Annotated in this window: 13 protein-coding genes; 6 read left to right on the top strand and 7 right to left on the bottom strand. The window is 62.5% G+C overall.

Translation table 11 applies throughout. The features are described from left to right. Positions 1–228: 228 nt before the first annotated feature. Both J9889_RS10245 and J9889_RS10240 read right to left on the bottom strand, forming a co-directional pair. Entirely contained in the window at positions 229–522 is a 294-nt protein-coding gene (locus J9889_RS10245) for a DUF1315 family protein (RefSeq protein WP_017788389.1), read from the bottom strand. 60 nt (positions 523–582) lie between these two features. Then, on the bottom strand, positions 583–2,016 hold the full coding sequence (locus J9889_RS10240; protein WP_010675422.1) for a glyceraldehyde-3-phosphate dehydrogenase: 1,434 nt from the start codon (positions 2,014–2,016) through the stop codon (positions 583–585). 211 nt (positions 2,017–2,227) lie between these two features. Here J9889_RS10240 and J9889_RS10235 point away from each other — a divergent pair, with 211 nt between their 5' ends. Further along, entirely contained in the window at positions 2,228–3,031 is an 804-nt protein-coding gene (locus tag J9889_RS10235; RefSeq protein WP_042865069.1) for a DUF2989 domain-containing protein, read from the top strand. Further along, the gene (locus J9889_RS10230) at positions 3,028–3,585 is read left to right on the top strand and encodes an NUDIX domain-containing protein (RefSeq protein ID WP_048207040.1); all 558 of its coding nucleotides are present in this window, start codon (positions 3,028–3,030) and stop codon (positions 3,583–3,585) included. Before J9889_RS10235 ends, J9889_RS10230 begins: the two co-directional genes overlap by 4 nt. Positions 3,586–3,647: 62 nt before the next feature. Here the strand turns inward: J9889_RS10230 and sppA are convergent, their stop codons facing one another. Continuing rightward, a complete protein-coding gene (gene sppA / locus J9889_RS10225) occupies positions 3,648–5,492 on the bottom strand; it encodes a signal peptide peptidase SppA (protein WP_210556605.1) in 1,845 nt (614 codons plus the stop codon). 321 nt (positions 5,493–5,813) lie between these two features. Here sppA and J9889_RS10220 point away from each other — a divergent pair, with 321 nt between their 5' ends. The 3 genes from J9889_RS10220 (at position 5,814) to J9889_RS24505 (ending at position 10,334) form a co-directional block, all read left to right on the top strand. Beyond that, entirely contained in the window at positions 5,814–7,841 is a 2,028-nt protein-coding gene (locus J9889_RS10220; protein WP_210556603.1) for an NADPH-dependent 2,4-dienoyl-CoA reductase, read from the top strand. Positions 7,842–8,167: 326 nt separating this feature from the next. After that, positions 8,168–8,716, top strand: coding sequence for an NAD(P)H nitroreductase (locus J9889_RS10215; RefSeq protein WP_010675416.1), 549 nt, complete (start codon positions 8,168–8,170; stop codon positions 8,714–8,716). A 538-nt stretch (positions 8,717–9,254) separates the two neighbouring features. Continuing rightward, a complete protein-coding gene (locus J9889_RS24505) occupies positions 9,255–10,334 on the top strand; it encodes a methyl-accepting chemotaxis protein (protein ID WP_210556601.1) in 1,080 nt (359 codons plus the stop codon). A 20-nt stretch (positions 10,335–10,354) separates the two neighbouring features. Here J9889_RS24505 and J9889_RS10205 read toward each other — a convergent pair whose 3' ends face one another. From J9889_RS10205 to J9889_RS10195, 3 genes are all read right to left on the bottom strand, one after another. Then, positions 10,355–10,903 carry a sugar O-acetyltransferase gene (locus J9889_RS10205; protein WP_210556595.1) on the bottom strand — a complete coding sequence of 183 codons (549 nt, stop codon included), beginning with the start codon at positions 10,901–10,903 and terminating at the stop codon, positions 10,355–10,357. Positions 10,904–11,164: 261 nt separating this feature from the next. Continuing rightward, on the bottom strand, positions 11,165–12,043 hold the full coding sequence (prmA, locus tag J9889_RS10200) for a 50S ribosomal protein L11 methyltransferase (RefSeq protein WP_111896452.1): 879 nt from the start codon (positions 12,041–12,043) through the stop codon (positions 11,165–11,167). Positions 12,044–12,573: 530 nt separating this feature from the next. Then, positions 12,574–13,590 carry a zinc-binding alcohol dehydrogenase family protein gene (locus J9889_RS10195; RefSeq protein ID WP_010675411.1) on the bottom strand — a complete coding sequence of 339 codons (1,017 nt, stop codon included), beginning with the start codon at positions 13,588–13,590 and terminating at the stop codon, positions 12,574–12,576. 100 nt (positions 13,591–13,690) lie between these two features. Between J9889_RS10195 and J9889_RS10190 the strand changes: the two genes are divergently transcribed. Then, the gene (locus J9889_RS10190; protein ID WP_210556593.1) at positions 13,691–14,563 is read left to right on the top strand and encodes a LysR family transcriptional regulator; all 873 of its coding nucleotides are present in this window, start codon (positions 13,691–13,693) and stop codon (positions 14,561–14,563) included. Here the strand turns inward: J9889_RS10190 and J9889_RS10185 are convergent, their stop codons facing one another. Then, positions 14,564–15,988, bottom strand: a complete 1,425-nt coding sequence (locus J9889_RS10185) for a PTS transporter subunit EIIC (protein ID WP_104452427.1) — start codon at positions 15,986–15,988, stop codon at positions 14,564–14,566. Between the last annotated feature and the right edge of the window lie 27 nt (positions 15,989–16,015).

Raw genomic sequence — 16,015 nt, 5'->3', positions numbered from 1 at the left:
TCCCAGCGGGAGAGGGGATAGATCGAGGTGGCGAGGTTTGCCATGAAGATCGCCGGCAGGTGGCCCGCTGACTGCTCGCAGATGCGTGCCAGCTCCCTTCTCCCCTGGTGGGAGAAGGGCCGGGGATGAGGGGGATGAGTCATCCTGCATAGAGAGGAAAAAAAGAGGGGAGCCATTATGGCTCCCCTCTTTCGTTTCGTTACCGCGATAGGTGACGTGCGGCCTGCCTCAGTGGCTAAGGTCGACCCGCACTATCTCTTCCTCGTCGCGATACTGACGCTTGAGCTCGCTCTTGCTCTTCATCACGATCTCGCCGTCACGGCCGATGTTCATGTGCTCGGGGTTCTCAAGGTGCATCGCTTGCCAGGCCATCACGGCCTGCAGGGAAGTGGCCTTCTGCTCCTCGGTCAGGGGCTTGCCATCCGGCCATTTGCCGAGCTCGACCGCAGTCTTGAGCCGCTCGTACACCTCTGCGGGCATCTGCCTGATCGCTTGTAGAAACTCACCTTGTTGAAACGACATCCGGCCTCTCCTTGAAAATTGAGCCATGAACACGGGTTCAGGCGGGCAGATCCTGTCGGACTATACCGGTAGATCCTGGCGGACTACGCCAGCCATCTGCTCCATCACCCGGACTACCTGACAACTGTACCCGAACTCGTTGTCATACCACACGTAGAGCACGCAGTGATCCCCCTCGGCGATGGTGGCCTGGGAGTCGACGATGCCCGCAAAACGGGAGCCCACCATGTCGGAGGAGACCAGCTCGGTGCTGGCACTGAAGTCGATCTGGCGATGCAGGGCCGAGCTCAGTGCCATCTGCTGCAGATAGGCGTTGAGGCTCTCCCGATCGGTGGTCTGTTCCAGCGACAGGTTGATGATGGCCAGGGACACGTTGGGTGTGGGCACCCGGATGGCGTTGCCGGTCAACTTGCCCTTGAGCTCCGGCAGCGCCTTGGCCACCGCCTTGGCGGCGCCGGTGCTGGTCATCACCATGTTGAGGGCTGCGCTGCGACCGCGGCGCTCGCCCTTGTGATAGTTGTCGATGAGGTTCTGATCGTTGGTGTAGGAGTGGACCGTCTCCACGTGGCCGTGGCGGATGCCGTACTTGTCCTGCATCACCTTGAGCACCGGGGTGATGGCGTTGGTGGTGCAAGAGGCGGCGGAGACTATCTTGTCATCCGGGCCTATCACCTCGTGGTTGACCCCGAACACCACGTTCTTCATCTCTCCCTTGCCGGGGGCGGTCAGCAGCACCCGGGCGGCGCCGCGGGCCTTGAGGTGCTCGGACAGCCCCGCCTCGTCACGCCAGACGCCGGTGTTGTCAACGATCAGCGCATTGTCGATGCCGTAGGCGGTGTAGTCGATGTCGGCCGGGCTGTTGGCGTAGATCACCTGGATGAAGGTGCCGTTGGCGATGATGGCACTGCGTTCTGCATCCACCTCGATGGAGCCGTTGAAGGGGCCGTGCACCGAATCGCGGCGCAGCAGGCTGGCACGCTTCTCCAGATCCCCGTCGCGACCGCCGCGCACCACGATGGCGCGCAGGCGCAGGGAGTTGGCGGCGCCGGTGCGCTCGATGAGCAGACGGGCCAGCAGGCGGCCGATGCGGCCGAAGCCGTAGAGCACCACGTCGGTCGGGGCGGGCACAGCACTGCGGTTCAGGGCCGGTGCCAGCTTGGCGCGCAGATAGTCCTCGATGCCGGCTTCATCCTGGTGATCCTGCCAGTAGCCCACGGCCAGTTTGCCGAGATCGACTTCGGCGGCGGTGGGGTTCAGGGCGACGATGGCGCGCAGGAGAGGGAAGCTTTGCTGGATGGGCAGCGGGGTGCCCTGGTGGCGGCGAACGACCCGGTGGGCCTTGAGGATATCGATGGTGGAGGCGTTTTGCAGCGGGCGTCCGTAGAGGGTGATCTCTATCCCTTGCTGTCGGTAGAGGCGACCTATCAAGGGTTGCATGGCTTCGGCGAGCTCCTGGCTCTCCTGCCACGCCTGCAAGTAGTGCTCGTGGGTCATTAACCAGATCCTTTTATTTCACGTTGTTGAAGCAAGTTGCCTGGGCAAATTGAAATTCGTCGAAGGCAGATCAGTGTAGGGCTGATGGTTTCGTTATATTATTCTGCAATCGCGGCCTTATACGGCGCGCGCATTGTAATGGATATGTAGCCTGTTTGCTAGTTGGCGGTGGCCGGTGCGGGTTGCGATTGTTATCAACCAGATGTGAACCATGACCCTATTCTCACAGCGTCCGTTACTGCTTTCCCTCGCTTGTTGCCTGACGTTGACGGCCTGCGACGACGACAGGATCCACAACATCTGCTCCCAATATCCCGCCCTGTGCGCGGACCTGGTGGACGACGGCTGGTGTCGCTATGAGCGCAGCGACGTCATTCGCGGTCGTTACTATCTCCAGGAAGAGGGGACGGACAGGCGCAAGTACGATCTGATGCGCGGCCTGGAGCGTTATCTGCAGTGCGCCGAGCACTCCACCAACATCGAGTACAAGCGGGCCAGGGAGCAGAAGAGCCCCAGAGTGGAAGGGATGCTGGCCGCCGGCCGTCAACTGGAGCAACTGGATGCGCAGACCCGGGGTTCCCGAGATCCCTACCTGTTGCTCTGGCACTGGACCAACAACACCAGTCCCGAGGCCCGCGCCAGCTTCCTCGCGCAGGAGGGGACGCCGAGCCTCGAGGAGCCCGAGCTGCAACTGGCGCTCGGCGGCATTTATGCCAAGAGCGAGCCCGAGAAGGCCATCAGGCTGATGCACCATGCGCTCTCCCTCTATCGGGAGGGGGACAAGGTCAACAGCCGGATCCTCACCGCCCTCAGCACCCTCTACATGGGGCAGAAGCGATTTGATCAGGCCTATCTGTGGGGCAAGGTGAGCGAGTCATTCCAGGAGAGCCCCGAGGTCTCCGCCACCCGGCTCGGCATTTACCATGCCATCGGCAAGGAGGAGCAGGAGACGCTGGACGACCAGGCGGCCACCATCGTCGATGCACTCAGGCAGGGAAGCTACCGCACACCATGAATCCGACCCTGTCAGAAGCCCGGGAGTGGGCCCATCCCTTCGATATCCGCCTCGTGCACGGCCAGATCCGCGGCGAGGACAGGGTGCTTGAACGGGCCACGGTGAGGGCCGTGGTGATGCGTGGTGATCGACTGCTGCTGGTGCACTCCCGCGTCAATGGGGATCTCATGTTCCCCGGGGGCGGCATCGAGCACGGGGAGGCGCACGATGCGGCCCTGGCCCGGGAGCTGCGGGAAGAGTGTGGCGCCGAGCTGGTGGCCGTGGGCCCCCTGCTGGGAGAGACCCGGGAGTATCGTGCCGCGCGCGAGCCGGATTACGATGCCTACTGCATCCGCTCGTCCTATTACCTCTGCCGGGTCGGGGAGGACTGGAGTGCACCGCGCCCCCAGCCCTACGAGATCCGGCTCGGCTTTACGCCGGGCTGGTTCCCCCTGGCCGAGGCACTGCAAACCAACAAGACCCAGCTGGCGGGTCCCTGTCCCCAGTGGACGGCGCGAGAGACCCGGGTGCTGGCAGAGTTGCACCGCTGGCAAGCGTCCGGCTTGCTGACCTGACAAGGCCGCTTGCCCCATAAAAAAACCGCCTGTCGGCGGTTTTTTTATGGCTGTCCCCGGCGTCAGGGGAGACAGACCGGGCAGAAGGCGTAGGTGCCCTGGGGATCGTTGAAGCGGGTCAGCGGGTCCAGAGTGCGGTTCATCTCCAGCAGCGCCTTGCCAAGCCCGGTGGGCAGCCAGCTTTGCAGGTGCGGGGCCAGCGCCTGGGCGCTGCTGTCAAACAGCTCGCGCAGGAACTTGTCCCTGGCCGACTCTTCCGGTGCGATGGGGGTGACCTGCCAGCTCTTGAGGTTGGCGAGATCGGCGGCCGCCTTGAGGGCGTCATCCAGATTGCCAAACTCGTCCACCAGCCCCAGTGCCTTGGCATCCTGCCCGGTCCAGACCCGGCCTTCGGCGGCTTTTTCCGCCTCTTCCGGGCTAAGGCCCCGGCCCTTGCCCACCAGGCCGACAAAGCGCTGATAGGTGTCTTCCACGCTCAGTTGAATGGCTTCACCCACGTGATCCGGCAGGGCGCGGGTCAGCCCGACCCCCACGAAGTCGGTGGTGCCGACGCCGTCGGTGTGTACCCCGTACTGGGAGAGCGCCTTGTCGATGGTGGCGAACATGCCGAACACCCCGATGGAACCGGTGAGGGTGGTGGGGGAGGCGAAGATCTTGTCCGCATCGGCGGAGATCCAGTAGCCACCGGAGGCGGCGTAGCTGCCCATGGAGATGACCACCGGCTTGCCCGCCTGTTTCAGGGCCAGCAATTCGGCGCGGATCTGCTCGGCGGCGAAGGCGCTGCCGCCGGGGCTGTCCACTCGCAGCACCACGGCTTTCACCTGATCGTCACGGCGGGCCTCGGCCAGCAGATCGGCAAGGCTGTCGCCACCGATGGTGCCGGCAGGCTGGACGCCATCCATGATGGCGCCGCTGGCGGTGATGAGGCCAACCTCATCCTTGCCGCTCTGGGGGTACTGTTCCGGGATGGCGGCCAGATACTCTTTCAGGCCCACGCCCTTCCAGCCGTGATCATCGGCCTCGCCCACTTCCTTGATCACCGCCTGGGTCATCTCGTCGCGGGTGGCGAGCTGATCCACCAGACCGTTATCGAGGGCGTAGCTGGCCGCATTGCCACCGGCCTTGCGCAGCAGTTCGAGGAAGTGATCCTTGTTCGGTGCCACGGCATCCGGCTCGATCTCCCGTTGCTCCGCCACGTCGGCCACATAGGATTGCCACAGCTGATCCAGCCAGCGCTGGTTCGCCTCCTTGCTCTCGGGGGACATCTCGTCCCGGGTGTAGGGCTCGACGAAGGACTTGTAGGTGCCGACCTTGAAGACGTGCGGGGTGATATTGAGCTTCTCCAGTGCCGACTTTATGTAGGTCTGGTAGACACCCAGCCCCTCGATCAGCACGGCACCACTCTGGTTGAGCAGCACGTGGTCGGCGTGGGCGGCGAGCAGATAGGCCCCCTGGCTGTAGTAGTCCGCCATGGCGATGACCGGCTTGCCGCTCTCCTTGAAGGCGTCGATGGCGGCCGTCACCTCCTGCAGTTTGGAGAGGCTGGCCCCTTGCAGACCCTGGGGCTTGATCACCAGCGCCTTGATGCGATCGTCATTCCCCGCGCTCTTGATGGCCCACAGCAGATCGGAGAGGACGATTTCGCTTGGCTGCTCGTCCCCCTTGTCCATCTGCCTGAGCAGTTGCACCGTGGGATCGGTCTGGGTGCGCTGTTCTACCAGCACACCGGAGAGATTGAGGGTGAGCGCCCCCTCGATGGGGGTGCTTGGGGTCTCGCTCTGGCTGACGCTGAAGACGATGACCAGCACGACGAGAAGAAACAGCAGGTTGACCAGCATCAAGCGGGTAAAGTTGAGCAGGCGCCAGAGGCTGCGAAAGAGCCATCCCAGACCTTTGAAAATAGACATAGCTGCGTTGTCGCCCTGTTAATGGGTTGAGAGCAGCCATTATTAACCAGTTGCGCAGCCAATTGCCATTTCCCCTTGAGTCGACTGCCCCCCGCCACTTCGGAACACGGCTGTTCGCTGAAAAAATGTCCAAACATTTGTTTGAAAAAGAGTTTTCGATTCTTTACTCTAGCTCCAGTTTGATAACAAAAAATTAACTGAAAGGCCCGATGAGCCGGCCCCATCTCCACCCACCCCCTTCTTTTTACTGCCCGTCACCCGAGGCAGCCAGGAAGGCTGGAGCATGACCCCGTGCACATCGACCTCGACAAGGAGTGCATCATGAGCCGTTATCCCACGCTGCTGACCCCCCTCGATCTGGGTTTTACCCAGTTGCGCAACCGCGTACTGATGGGGTCCATGCACACCGGCCTCGAGGAGGAAAAGGGGGGCTTTGACAAGCTGGCCGCCTTCTATGGTGAGCGGGCCCGTGGCGGGGTCGGTCTCATCGTGACCGGCGGTATCGCCCCCAATTTGCGGGGGCGGCTGGTGCCCCACGGCTCTCAGCTGAGCTTTCCCTGGCAGGTAGCCAAACACCGCAAGGTGACCGAGGCAGTGCACCAGGAAGGGGGCAAGATAGCGCTGCAGATCCTTCATGCGGGCCGCTACGCCTACCATCCGTTCAGCCTGGCGCCGAGCGCCCTCAAGGCTCCCATCTCCCCGTTCAAGCCGCGGGCCATGAGCGAGCGGCAGATCCGCGGCACCATTCGCGACTTCGCCGCCACTGCGGCGCTGGCCAAGGCGGCCGGTTATGACGGGGTTGAGGTGATGGGGTCGGAAGGCTATCTCATCAACCAGTTCATCTGCGAGCGCACCAACAAACGCACCGATGGCTGGGGCGGCAGCAGTGAAAACCGCATGCGCTTCCCGGTGGAGATTGTCCGCGCCATGCGGGAGCGGGTGGGCACGGATTTCATCATTATCTTCCGCCTCTCCATGCTGGATCTGGTGGAGCAGGGCTCCTCCCTGGAGGAAGTGATCGCACTTGGCCGGGCACTGGAGCAGGTGGGGGTCACCCTCATCAACACCGGTATCGGCTGGCACGAGGCGCGCATTCCCACCATCGCCACCAGCGTGCCGCGCGGTGCCTTCAGCTGGGTGACCGCCGAGTTGAAAAAGCACCTCAAGGTGCCCCTCATCACCACCAACCGCATCAACACCCCCGAGGTGGCGGAGCGCATCCTGGCGGGGGGGGAGGCGGACATGGTCTCCATGGCGCGCCCCTTCCTGGCGGACCCCGAATTCGTCATCAAAGCGGCTGAAGACAGGGCGGACGAGATCAATACCTGCATCGCCTGCAACCAGGCCTGCCTCGACCACGTGTTCAAGCAAAAGCGTGCCTCCTGCCTGGTCAATCCCCGCGCCTGTTTCGAGACCGAGTTGACGTTTGGCCGGGTGCCCCAGCCCAAGAAGCTGGCGGTGGTGGGGGCGGGTCCTGCGGGGCTGGCGTTTGCCTGCTACGCCGCTGAGCGCGGCCATCAGGTGAGCCTGTTCGATCAGGCGAGCGAAATCGGCGGCCAGTTCAACTTTGCCAAGCAGATCCCGGGCAAGGAGGAGTTTCACGAGACCCTGCGCTACTTCGCCAAACGGCTGGAGAAGTGCGGCGTCGAGCTCTATCTGGGCCAGCGCCAGAGTGCCGAGAGCCTGCTGGGCGGCGGTTTTGACGAGGTGATCCTCGCCACCGGCATCCGCCCGCGCACTCCCAATATCCCGGGTATCGAGCACCCCAAGGTGTTGAGCTATCTGGATGTGCTGCGGGATCACAAACCAGTCGGCCAGGCAGTGGCGGTCATCGGCGCCGGCGGCATCGGCTTTGACGTGGCCGAATACCTGGTGGAGAAGAGAGGATCACCGGATGCCGCAAGCCATCGCGATCACTGGCTCAAGGAGTGGGGCATCGACAAGCAGCTCGGCGAGCGCGGCGGCTTGACTACCCCCGAAATCGATGCCCCCGAGCGCCAGATCTGGTTGCTCCAGCGCAAGGAGAGCAAGGTGGGCGACGGCCTTGGCAAGACCACCGGCTGGATCCATCGCACCGTGCTCAAGAATCGCAAGGTGCAGATGCTCTCCGGCGTCCAGTATCTGCGTATCGACGATGCCGGGCTTCATATCCAGGTGGGCGACCAGCAGCAGTGCCTGCCGGTGGATCAGGTGATCATCTGTGCCGGACAGGAACCCCTCAAGGAGTTGCAGGCTGGTCTGCAGGCTGCTGGCAAGCCGGTGCACATCATCGGCGGTGCCGACGTGGCCGCCGAGCTGGATGCCAAACGCGCCATCCGGCAAGGGGCGGAGCTGGCTGCCGTCATCTAGCCTCCCGACCCTTTCGTATCCTGACAAACCCCCTGAACCCCACAATGCTGTTCAGATAAGCACTTTTTTGACTGATTATTCATAAATTGGATTTGAGTTGAGGGGGCAAGGCTGTGTCCAGTCGATCTTCCTCCAGCCTTTATCCAGCGGGGCTTGCAATAGAAAGAGGGAGGCATCATGCCTCCCTCGCTTTTTTGTCCTGATACTACGTGGACTGGAACTCAAATTCTCTTAAGTGAACAGCATTGCCCTGAACCCCAGGGGTTTTCTTCATCCAGTGCTGTGCTAAGGTAGCGCCATCATCGCCTTTGACAAGGAACTGCCCCATGGATGCCCTCCATCTGTTACTCAATCGCCACTCCTGTGGTCGTCTGGCCGAGCCTGCCCCGAGTGGCGAAGTGCTCGACAATATCCTCAAGGCCGGGCTGCGGGCGCCGGATCACGGCACTCTGACCCCCTGGCAGTTCATCCTGTTCGAAGGGGAGGGGCGTGAGCGCCTGGGGACATTGCTGGCCGATGCCGCCCATGCCCGTGGCGAGGATGCGGACAGTGTCGAGAAGTGCCGCGCCGCGCCACTGCGTGCTCCCCTGGTGATCGCGGTGGCGACCCGTTATCAGGCGCACCCCAAGGTACCGAAACTGGAGCAGGAGCTCTCTGCCGGTTGCGCCCTGATGGCGATGCAGATGGCGGCCCAGGCCCAGGGCTTCAACGGCATCTGGCGTTCCGGCTGGTTCATCTTCGACGAGCAGATCCATGGTGCACTGGGGCTGGCACCGGAGGATCAACTGGTGGGCTTCCTCTACCTTGGCACCCCCATGCTGGAGGCCCGCAAGCTGCGCGAGCTGCCCATCCAGGACTTCGTGCGCAGCTTCTGAAGCGCATAACGCCAAAAGCCCTGATTATTCAGGGCTTTTTTGTTTTCTGACAAAGCCGTCAGGCTGTACTGATAAATACGCACTTGCCAAGAGGGTAGAAGGGGGTTGACCGGACATTTTTTGAATTGTGAGAGATTCTTCTCACTCCTGGTTTATTACGCTATGTAAAACGTTTGCGCCACGTTATTATCCCACTGCCAGTTTAGAAGGTGACCCCTTCTAATTTTCTGCGATGAGAGTCGCAATTCCGTAGCACCTTTTTAGAGCCCAATGTCTTGATGACATTGGGCTTCATTTTTTGTAGGGCTGGCACGTCAGCGTTCTTTCTCCTCTGCCTCTTCTCTACCTCACCCGGCCTCTTTGTGGCGATCTTTTGCACAGCCATTGATGTGGCCTCGATTGGAATCAGGATCAGGGTCAAATATCCTGCATTTGCAGGTGAAATCCGGCCTGGGATCCGCCAGTATCGGCAGAGACAAGAGAGTCAGAGGCTTCCCTTTGACGTCGACTGTCCGCACCTTTGCCATTCGGAGGCCATATGTGGTTCAACCGCAAGCTTGAAAAAGAGAATCAACAGCTCAGGGAGGCGATGCTTCTCAAAGAGCAGCAGTACCAGAGCGAGCTGGCCGAATTGCGTGCCACCATCGGTGAATACGAGCACATGCAGCGCACTAGCCGGGAACGTGGCGATCTCTTCAATCAGGTGATCTCCTGCCAGAACCAGGGAGGTGAGATGCTGCAGAGCGTGCGGGAAGCGCTGGCTGGCAGTGCCGAGCACCTGATGGCGGAAAAGGGAGCGCTCTGCGAGCTGGATCAGCTCTTTGCCCAGACCCGGGGCGCCATCACCCGTCTCTCCGATCGCGCCCATGCCATCACGGATGAGGCGGCTCGCAGCCTCGCTGCCGTCCATCAGCTCGATGCCAGCACATCCGCCATCAATCAGTTCGTGACCGCCATCCAGGGCATTTCGGATCAGACCAACCTGCTGGCACTCAATGCGGCCATCGAGGCGGCCAGGGCCGGTGAAGCTGGTCGAGGTTTCGCCGTGGTCGCCGATGAGGTGCGTCAGCTAGCGAGCAAGGCCCATGAAGCCAGCAGCCAGATAGAGGTGTTGGTCAGACAGATAGTGGCCCAGGCGCAGGAGATCAAGTCCATCATCGATGACAACCAGGCCAGTGCCGCCGAAGTGGCGACCTCCTCCTCCCAGATCGATGTGGTGGTGACCCAGGTGTTGGCACAATCTGGCCGGATGCAGCAGGTGATCCACAGCGCGGCCACCACCTCCTTCCTCAATACCACCAAGCTGGATCACGCCGTCTGGAAAAACACCATCTATCGGCTCATCGATCAGCAGCATTTTCACGAGCCGGTGAGCGACCACGCTCAGTGCAGGCTGGGCAAATGGTATTTCGAGGGGCAGGGTGCGGAGCTCTTCGCCCACAAGCCGGGCTTTCGTGAACTGGACGGGCCCCACAAACGGGTCCACGAGAGCGGCAAGGCCGCCCTGCACGCGCGCGAGCAGGGGGATATCAAAAGCATGGTCGAGCAGCTCAAGACCATGGAAAACGCCAGCATGCAGGTGGTGCACTGCATCGACCGCTTGCTGGAAAGCGCCTGAGCGAGCCTCGGGCCTTCCGCTCAACCTTTGACTGGTAGCAGCCGTGCCGGGTTGCCTGCCACCCTGGCACCGGCCGGTACATCTCTGGTCACGACCGAGCCCGCACCCACGACGGCTTCCCGCCCTATGGTGACGCCGGGAAGCAGAATGGCGCCGCCGCCTATCCAGACCCTGTCTTCGATGGTGACCGGCAGCGCCGTCTCAACCCCCTGAATACGCTCATCGGCGTCCAGCGCATGGGCGGCGGTGTAGATCTGCACGTTCGGCCCAATCATTACCTCGGCGCCGATGCGAATGGAGGCATTGTCCAGCAGGGTGGCCCCCATGTTGATGTAGCTGCCCTTGCCAAGGTGGATGTGGCGGCCATAGGTGCAGTAGAAGGGCGGGCAGATGAAGGCACCCTGTGCCAGCTCGCCGACGATCTGCAGCAGCAGTGCCAGCTGTTCATCCTCCTCGTCGCTGCGATTGAAGCGGCGGTACAGGCGGGCCGTCTCCCGGCGCAACAGATCCAGCTCTGGCGCCATGCAGTTGTAAGGCTGGCTGGCGATCATCTTCTCGTATTCGGTCATGACTGGGCCTCGATGGGGGGAGGAAGAGAGGATAAGCCATCGGGAGGCAGAGAAGCGTGAGGCTCTCCCCAGAGTGGGCAGAAGGAGAACGGCGTCCGGAAACGACAAGGGCACCCTGCTGGGGTGCCCTTGTCGTTCAGCGACCTAAGTGTTGCCGCTGTGGCCTGTTGCTTGTCAGCCGAGTGTGCGGCCGATGGGTTGGCAACTGCCGTGGCTTGTTTTGCGGCCGATGGGTTGGTTGCCACAGTAGCTTGTTGCTTATCAGCCGAGTTTGCGGCCGGAGAGGCGGCACCACTCTTCCTTCACCGCAGTCGGGTCCATCTCGAACCACTGGCCGTAGATGGTCTCCAGCTCCGGCGCCTGGCTTTCCAGCACGCCGGAGAGGGCCATCAGGCTGCCCGCCTTGCCGTGGCCGGCGATAAGCGGCGCCAGCTCCCGCAGCGGGCCGGCCAGGATGTTGGCGACCACCACGTCCGCTTCGACGTCTTGCGGTTGATCCGCCGGCAGGTAGAGTTCGATCTGGTCGGCTACGCCATTTCGCTCGGCGTTGTCACGGCTGGCCTGGATGGCCTGAGGATCGATGTCGATACCGATGACACGGGCGGCCCCCAGTTTCAGGGCGGCGATGCCGAGGATGCCGGAGCCGCAACCAAAGTCGACTACGGTTTTGCCGGCCAGATCCAGCCCGTCCAGCCACTGCAGGCAGAGCGCCGTGGTGGGGTGGGTACCGGTACCGAAGGCCAGGCCCGGGTCCAGCATGACGTTGACCGCATCGGGGTTCGGCACGTCGCGCCAGCTCGGACAGATCCAGAGCCGCTCGCCGAACTGCATGGGGTGGAAGTGATCCATCCACTCGCGCACCCAGTCCTTGTCTTCCAGCTGTTCGACCTTGTAGCCCACGTCTTCACCGAAGATCTGCTGGAAGAAGGTGATGGTGGGAGCCGGATCGGTTTCGGCATCGAACAGTCCCATTACTTCGGTCTCGCCCCAGAGCGGGGTTTCACCAGGCATGGGCTCATAGACGGGCACATCCTTGGCATCCATAAAGGTCACCGCCTGGGCCCCACGCCCCAGCAGCATGTTGCTCACCTTGTCTGCGGTCTTGGCAGTGGCGTTGATTCGAATTTGTATCCAGGGCATGGCGTCGGCTCTTCATAAATGTGAAACCGCGGGATTCTATCATCATGGGCCCGTGCTGTCGTGGTTTGACCATGGCCTCATGGGGAAGGGAGGTAACTCTGCCAAGTTGGCACGGTTAATGTATTCCTTCATGGGTGACGGGAAGCAACTTGTTCCCGCTGAATGCTTTGCTCTATGAAGTTCCGTCATCTTTTTTCAGCCACCTTCGGGTGGCTTTTTTTATGCCGGTGCGCTGAAAAGCGGTTAATTGGGAGGGAAAAGCAGAGATTGGCACGCTATCTGCAAAGTTACAGATGTCCTGCATAAGGATATGTGTGTGATTGTTACCCCAACGTTCAGGTTTTTAGGGCCATCCCGACGGGATGGCCTCTTTTTTATGGTTTTTTCGGGGGAGATGCCCGTCAGGGACAAAGGTCACCTGCGGGGCTGTGCACTCTTGGGGCTTGTCACTGGTGATTTCACCCCATGATGGTGCATTTATTTACCTAAAAGGGAATAGGCTGGACGGTAAGCCCCGCCTGGGCTGTGCCTCAGCGATGGAAGCCGCTCATGTCGATCACCAGCTTGCCCACCATGCGACCCGCTTCCAGCTCGGCATGAGCCCGGGCCAGGGTGAGGGGCGTCAGTTCGGGCACCACCTTGCTGAGGGTGGTCTTGAGCACCCCTTCATCGATCAGGGCCGCGACCCGGCCGAGCAGGTTGTGCTGTTCTATCATGTCCGGGGTCTGGAACAGGGAGCGGGTAAACATGAACTCCTGGCTGAAGGTGACGCTCTTGGGTTTGAGCAGACCCAGATCCCAGGGGTCACTGGACTCGGCGATGGTGCAGATATGACCAAACGGACGGATGAGGCTGGCCATGGTGTTCCAGTGCTGCTCGGTGGCGTTGGTGCAGAAGATGGCATCCACCTCGCTGATGCCGAGCGCCTTGAGCTCCGCCTGCAGATGGTGATGGCTCACCACCTGGTGGGCCCCCATGTCCAGGCACCACTCCCGGGTTTCGGGGCGCGATGCGGTGGCGATCACCTCCATGCCGGTGAGCTGGCGGGCGAGCTGGATGGCGATGGAACCGACCCCGCCGGCGCCCCCGATGATCAGCAGTCGCCCGGTGCTTTCGCGGGTAAGGCTCATGCGCTCGAACAGGGTTTCCCAGGCGGTGATGGCGGTGAGCGGTAGGGCGGCGGCTTCCAGATCGGTCAGGGTGACTGGGGCGATGGCGGCAATGCGTTCGTCCACCAGTTGCAGGGCGCTGTTGCTGCCCGGGCGGCTGATGTCGCCGGCATACCAGACCCTGTCACCGGCCTTGAACAGGGTGACGTCGCTACCGACGGCGATCACCTCGCCCACGGCGTCCCAGCCCAGCACGCGGGGGCTGCTTTCGACCTTGTCCTTGGGGGCGCGTACCTTGGTGTCGACCGGATTGATGGAGGTGGCGTTGACCCGTACCAGCAGATCCCGCGGGCCCGGTGTCGGATCGGGTAGATCGCTCTCGATGAAGCAGTGGGGGTGGTTGCTTGGCAGATAGTGAGTCAGGGCGATGGCTTTCATGGCTTTTCCTTTCAAATAGCAGTGTTCGGGATTGCCACTCACTCTAGTCTGGATGATTATCAAGATTAAGATGGGTAATTGGTAAAGACTGTTTGAATATATGAACAATGTCGAACTGGAGTTGATGGGGTTGTTTGCCACAGTGGTGGAGCAGGGGAGCTTCACCGGGGCGGCCGAGGTGCTCGGCATGCCCAAGTCCTCGGTGAGCCAGAAGATCTCTCGCCTCGAATCCCGGCTCGGGGTGAGGTTGCTGCAACGCACCACCCGCAGGCTCAGCCTGACGCCCCAGGGGGAGATCTATGTGGCCCATTGTCAGGAGCTGCTGGCACTGGCGCGCAGCGCCAATCTGGCGATGGCGCGGTTGCGCGCGGCTCCTGGAGGGCGGGTGCGGATCACTGCTCCCGAAGCCACGGGAACCTTGTTGCTTGGCCGGATACTGGCCGAATTTCGCGCCCTCTATCCCGAGGTGGTGCTGGAGCTGACCCTTTGCGATGAACAGCTGGATCTGGTGGGGGAAGGTTACGATCTGGCGCTGCGGGCGGCGCCGCTGAAAGATTCCAGCCTCATCTGCCGGCGCATCGGCCAGGTGGCGCGCCATCTGGTGGCATCTCCCGGTTACCTGGCGGCCAACGGGACGCCGCTCCAGCTCTCAGAGCTGGCCGGACACGCCTGCCTGGTACATGGCTCCTTGCCGGTGTGGCCATTGCAGGAGGGGGGCTGGCGCCCTCGCGGGGCCTGCCAGAGCAACAGCCTGCTGGCGCTGCGGGAGCTGGCACTTCATGACGGGGGGATTGCCCTGCTGCCGGCCCATGTCTGCGGCGACGATCTGGCGGCGGGGCGACTGCTCAAGGTGCTGCCGGATCTCCTGGTTCCGGTGAACCCCTTCTATCTCATCTACCCGAGCCGGGAACACCTGGCCCCCGCCCTTCGCAGCCTGATGGACTTCGTGGCCGAACGTCTTCCCTTCGCCTGATCACTGGTGCTGGCCAAGGGGAGCCTGAGCCGGTTCGAGACCGAGCGGGACCGACTGGCGTTCCGCCAGCATGCGGATCTGCCCTTCGATGAGGCCGGCATGGGGGCCGAGCACCAGCACCAGCTGATGTTCGTTGAGCACGACCCAGGAGAGGCAGCCCAGTCTGGCCAGGCAGGATTGATCCACCAGGGCCATGTCGCGAACCCGCAGGCTGAGGCGGGTCAGGCAGACGCTCATGGCCTGCAGGTTGTCCATGCCCCCCAGCATCTTGAGGTACTGGATAGCCAGCATCTGGGGATCGGTGGGGGCCACGGTCGCGAGCCGGGAGAGATCCTCGGCGATGGGCTTGCCCGGCAGACTGAGGGGGGCGTGTTCCAGCAGCCGGGAGAAGAGCAGGGCATAGACGACGAAGAAGAGGATGCCCAGGGGGATGAGCCAGAAGCTGTGCAGACCGGCGTGGTAGCTCAGGACCAGGTCCAGCAATCCGGCAGAAAAGTAGCTGCCCACCTGGATGTCGAGCCCGCTGCAGATGGCCAGCGACAGTCCGGTCAGCAGGGCATGGGCCAGAAACAGCCAGGGAGCGGTGAAGGCAAACAGGAACTCGATGGGCTCCGTGATGCCCACCAGTGCCGAGGTGAGCGCCAGGGTGAGCAGCAGCCCTCCCTGGGGCAGTTGCTGCATCCGCTGGCGATGGATCCAGATGGCAAAACAGGCACCGGGCAGGCCGAACATTATGACCGGATAGAGCCCGGCCACATAGCCTTCATGCAGTGGCTGGGCGGTCGAGAGGGCTTGCAGGTTGCTCTCCCCGAGCCCGATGAGGCTGCCCAGCACCTGGTGCAGACCGAGGGGGATCAGCAGCCGGTTCAGCACGCCGTAGCAGAAGGCGCCAAATGGCGTGGTGAGCAGATCGGAGGCGAGCAGGGTGAGCCCCTGTTCCAGCAGCGGCCAGAGGATGGAGAGGGGGATCACCAGCAGCAGGCAGGCCAGCGCCGAGAGCAACATGCCCGGCAGATCTTCCTGCAGGGGGCGCAACCAGCCCGGCAGCCGCAGAGCGCGGGCCCGGGAGCAGACCATGGCGGTGACGAGCCCGGCCAGCAGGCCGCAGATCATGTCCGCATGCAGCCCGGGCACCAGGGTGCCCAGCGCCGAGCTCAGCAGCAGGAAGTTGACCGCACCGGCGAGCGCCTGAGCTCCTTGCCCCTGGCGACTCAACCCGAAGGCGATGGCCACCGCATAGATGAGCGGCATCTGGCTGAACAGGGCGCGACCGGCGAGGGAGAGCACGGCGAGATCCAGCACGTCCGGCTGGCCGAGCCGGTGGAGCAGGGCGGCCAGGGGCAGGATGGAGACGGGCAGCAACAGGGCATAGCCGAGGCGCTGCAAGGACTGGGTCAGGATCTTTCTGGCGTTCTGGACTGGCATGGGGGCACGGTATTTGTGACGTGGCGC

Origin of the sequence: Aeromonas sp. PrichA-15 (genome assembly GCF_017939245.1) — a bacterium.
Classification (GTDB): Bacteria; Pseudomonadota; Gammaproteobacteria; order Enterobacterales; family Aeromonadaceae; genus Aeromonas; species Aeromonas caviae.
This window is presented reverse-complemented; position numbering and strand designations above follow the sequence as displayed.

Coding starts and splice junctions, on each gene's coding strand:
- J9889_RS10245 (WP_017788389.1), bottom strand. CDS start 522: ATGTCGTTTCAACAAGGTGAGTTTCTACAAGCGATCAGGCAGATGCCC.
- J9889_RS10185 (WP_104452427.1), bottom strand. CDS start 15,988: ATGCCAGTCCAGAACGCCAGAAAGATCCTGACCCAGTCCTTGCAGCGC.
- J9889_RS10220 (WP_210556603.1), top strand. CDS start 5,814: ATGAGCCGTTATCCCACGCTGCTGACCCCCCTCGATCTGGGTTTTACC.
- J9889_RS10235 (WP_042865069.1), top strand. CDS start 2,228: ATGACCCTATTCTCACAGCGTCCGTTACTGCTTTCCCTCGCTTGTTGC.
- sppA (WP_210556605.1), bottom strand. CDS start 5,492: ATGTCTATTTTCAAAGGTCTGGGATGGCTCTTTCGCAGCCTCTGGCGC.
- J9889_RS24505 (WP_210556601.1), top strand. CDS start 9,255: ATGTGGTTCAACCGCAAGCTTGAAAAAGAGAATCAACAGCTCAGGGAG.
- J9889_RS10215 (WP_010675416.1), top strand. CDS start 8,168: ATGGATGCCCTCCATCTGTTACTCAATCGCCACTCCTGTGGTCGTCTG.
- J9889_RS10195 (WP_010675411.1), bottom strand. CDS start 13,590: ATGAAAGCCATCGCCCTGACTCACTATCTGCCAAGCAACCACCCCCAC.
- J9889_RS10240 (WP_010675422.1), bottom strand. CDS start 2,016: ATGACCCACGAGCACTACTTGCAGGCGTGGCAGGAGAGCCAGGAGCTC.
- J9889_RS10190 (WP_210556593.1), top strand. CDS start 13,691: ATGAACAATGTCGAACTGGAGTTGATGGGGTTGTTTGCCACAGTGGTG.
- J9889_RS10230 (WP_048207040.1), top strand. CDS start 3,028: ATGAATCCGACCCTGTCAGAAGCCCGGGAGTGGGCCCATCCCTTCGAT.
- J9889_RS10205 (WP_210556595.1), bottom strand. CDS start 10,903: ATGACCGAATACGAGAAGATGATCGCCAGCCAGCCTTACAACTGCATG.
- prmA (WP_111896452.1), bottom strand. CDS start 12,043: ATGCCCTGGATACAAATTCGAATCAACGCCACTGCCAAGACCGCAGAC.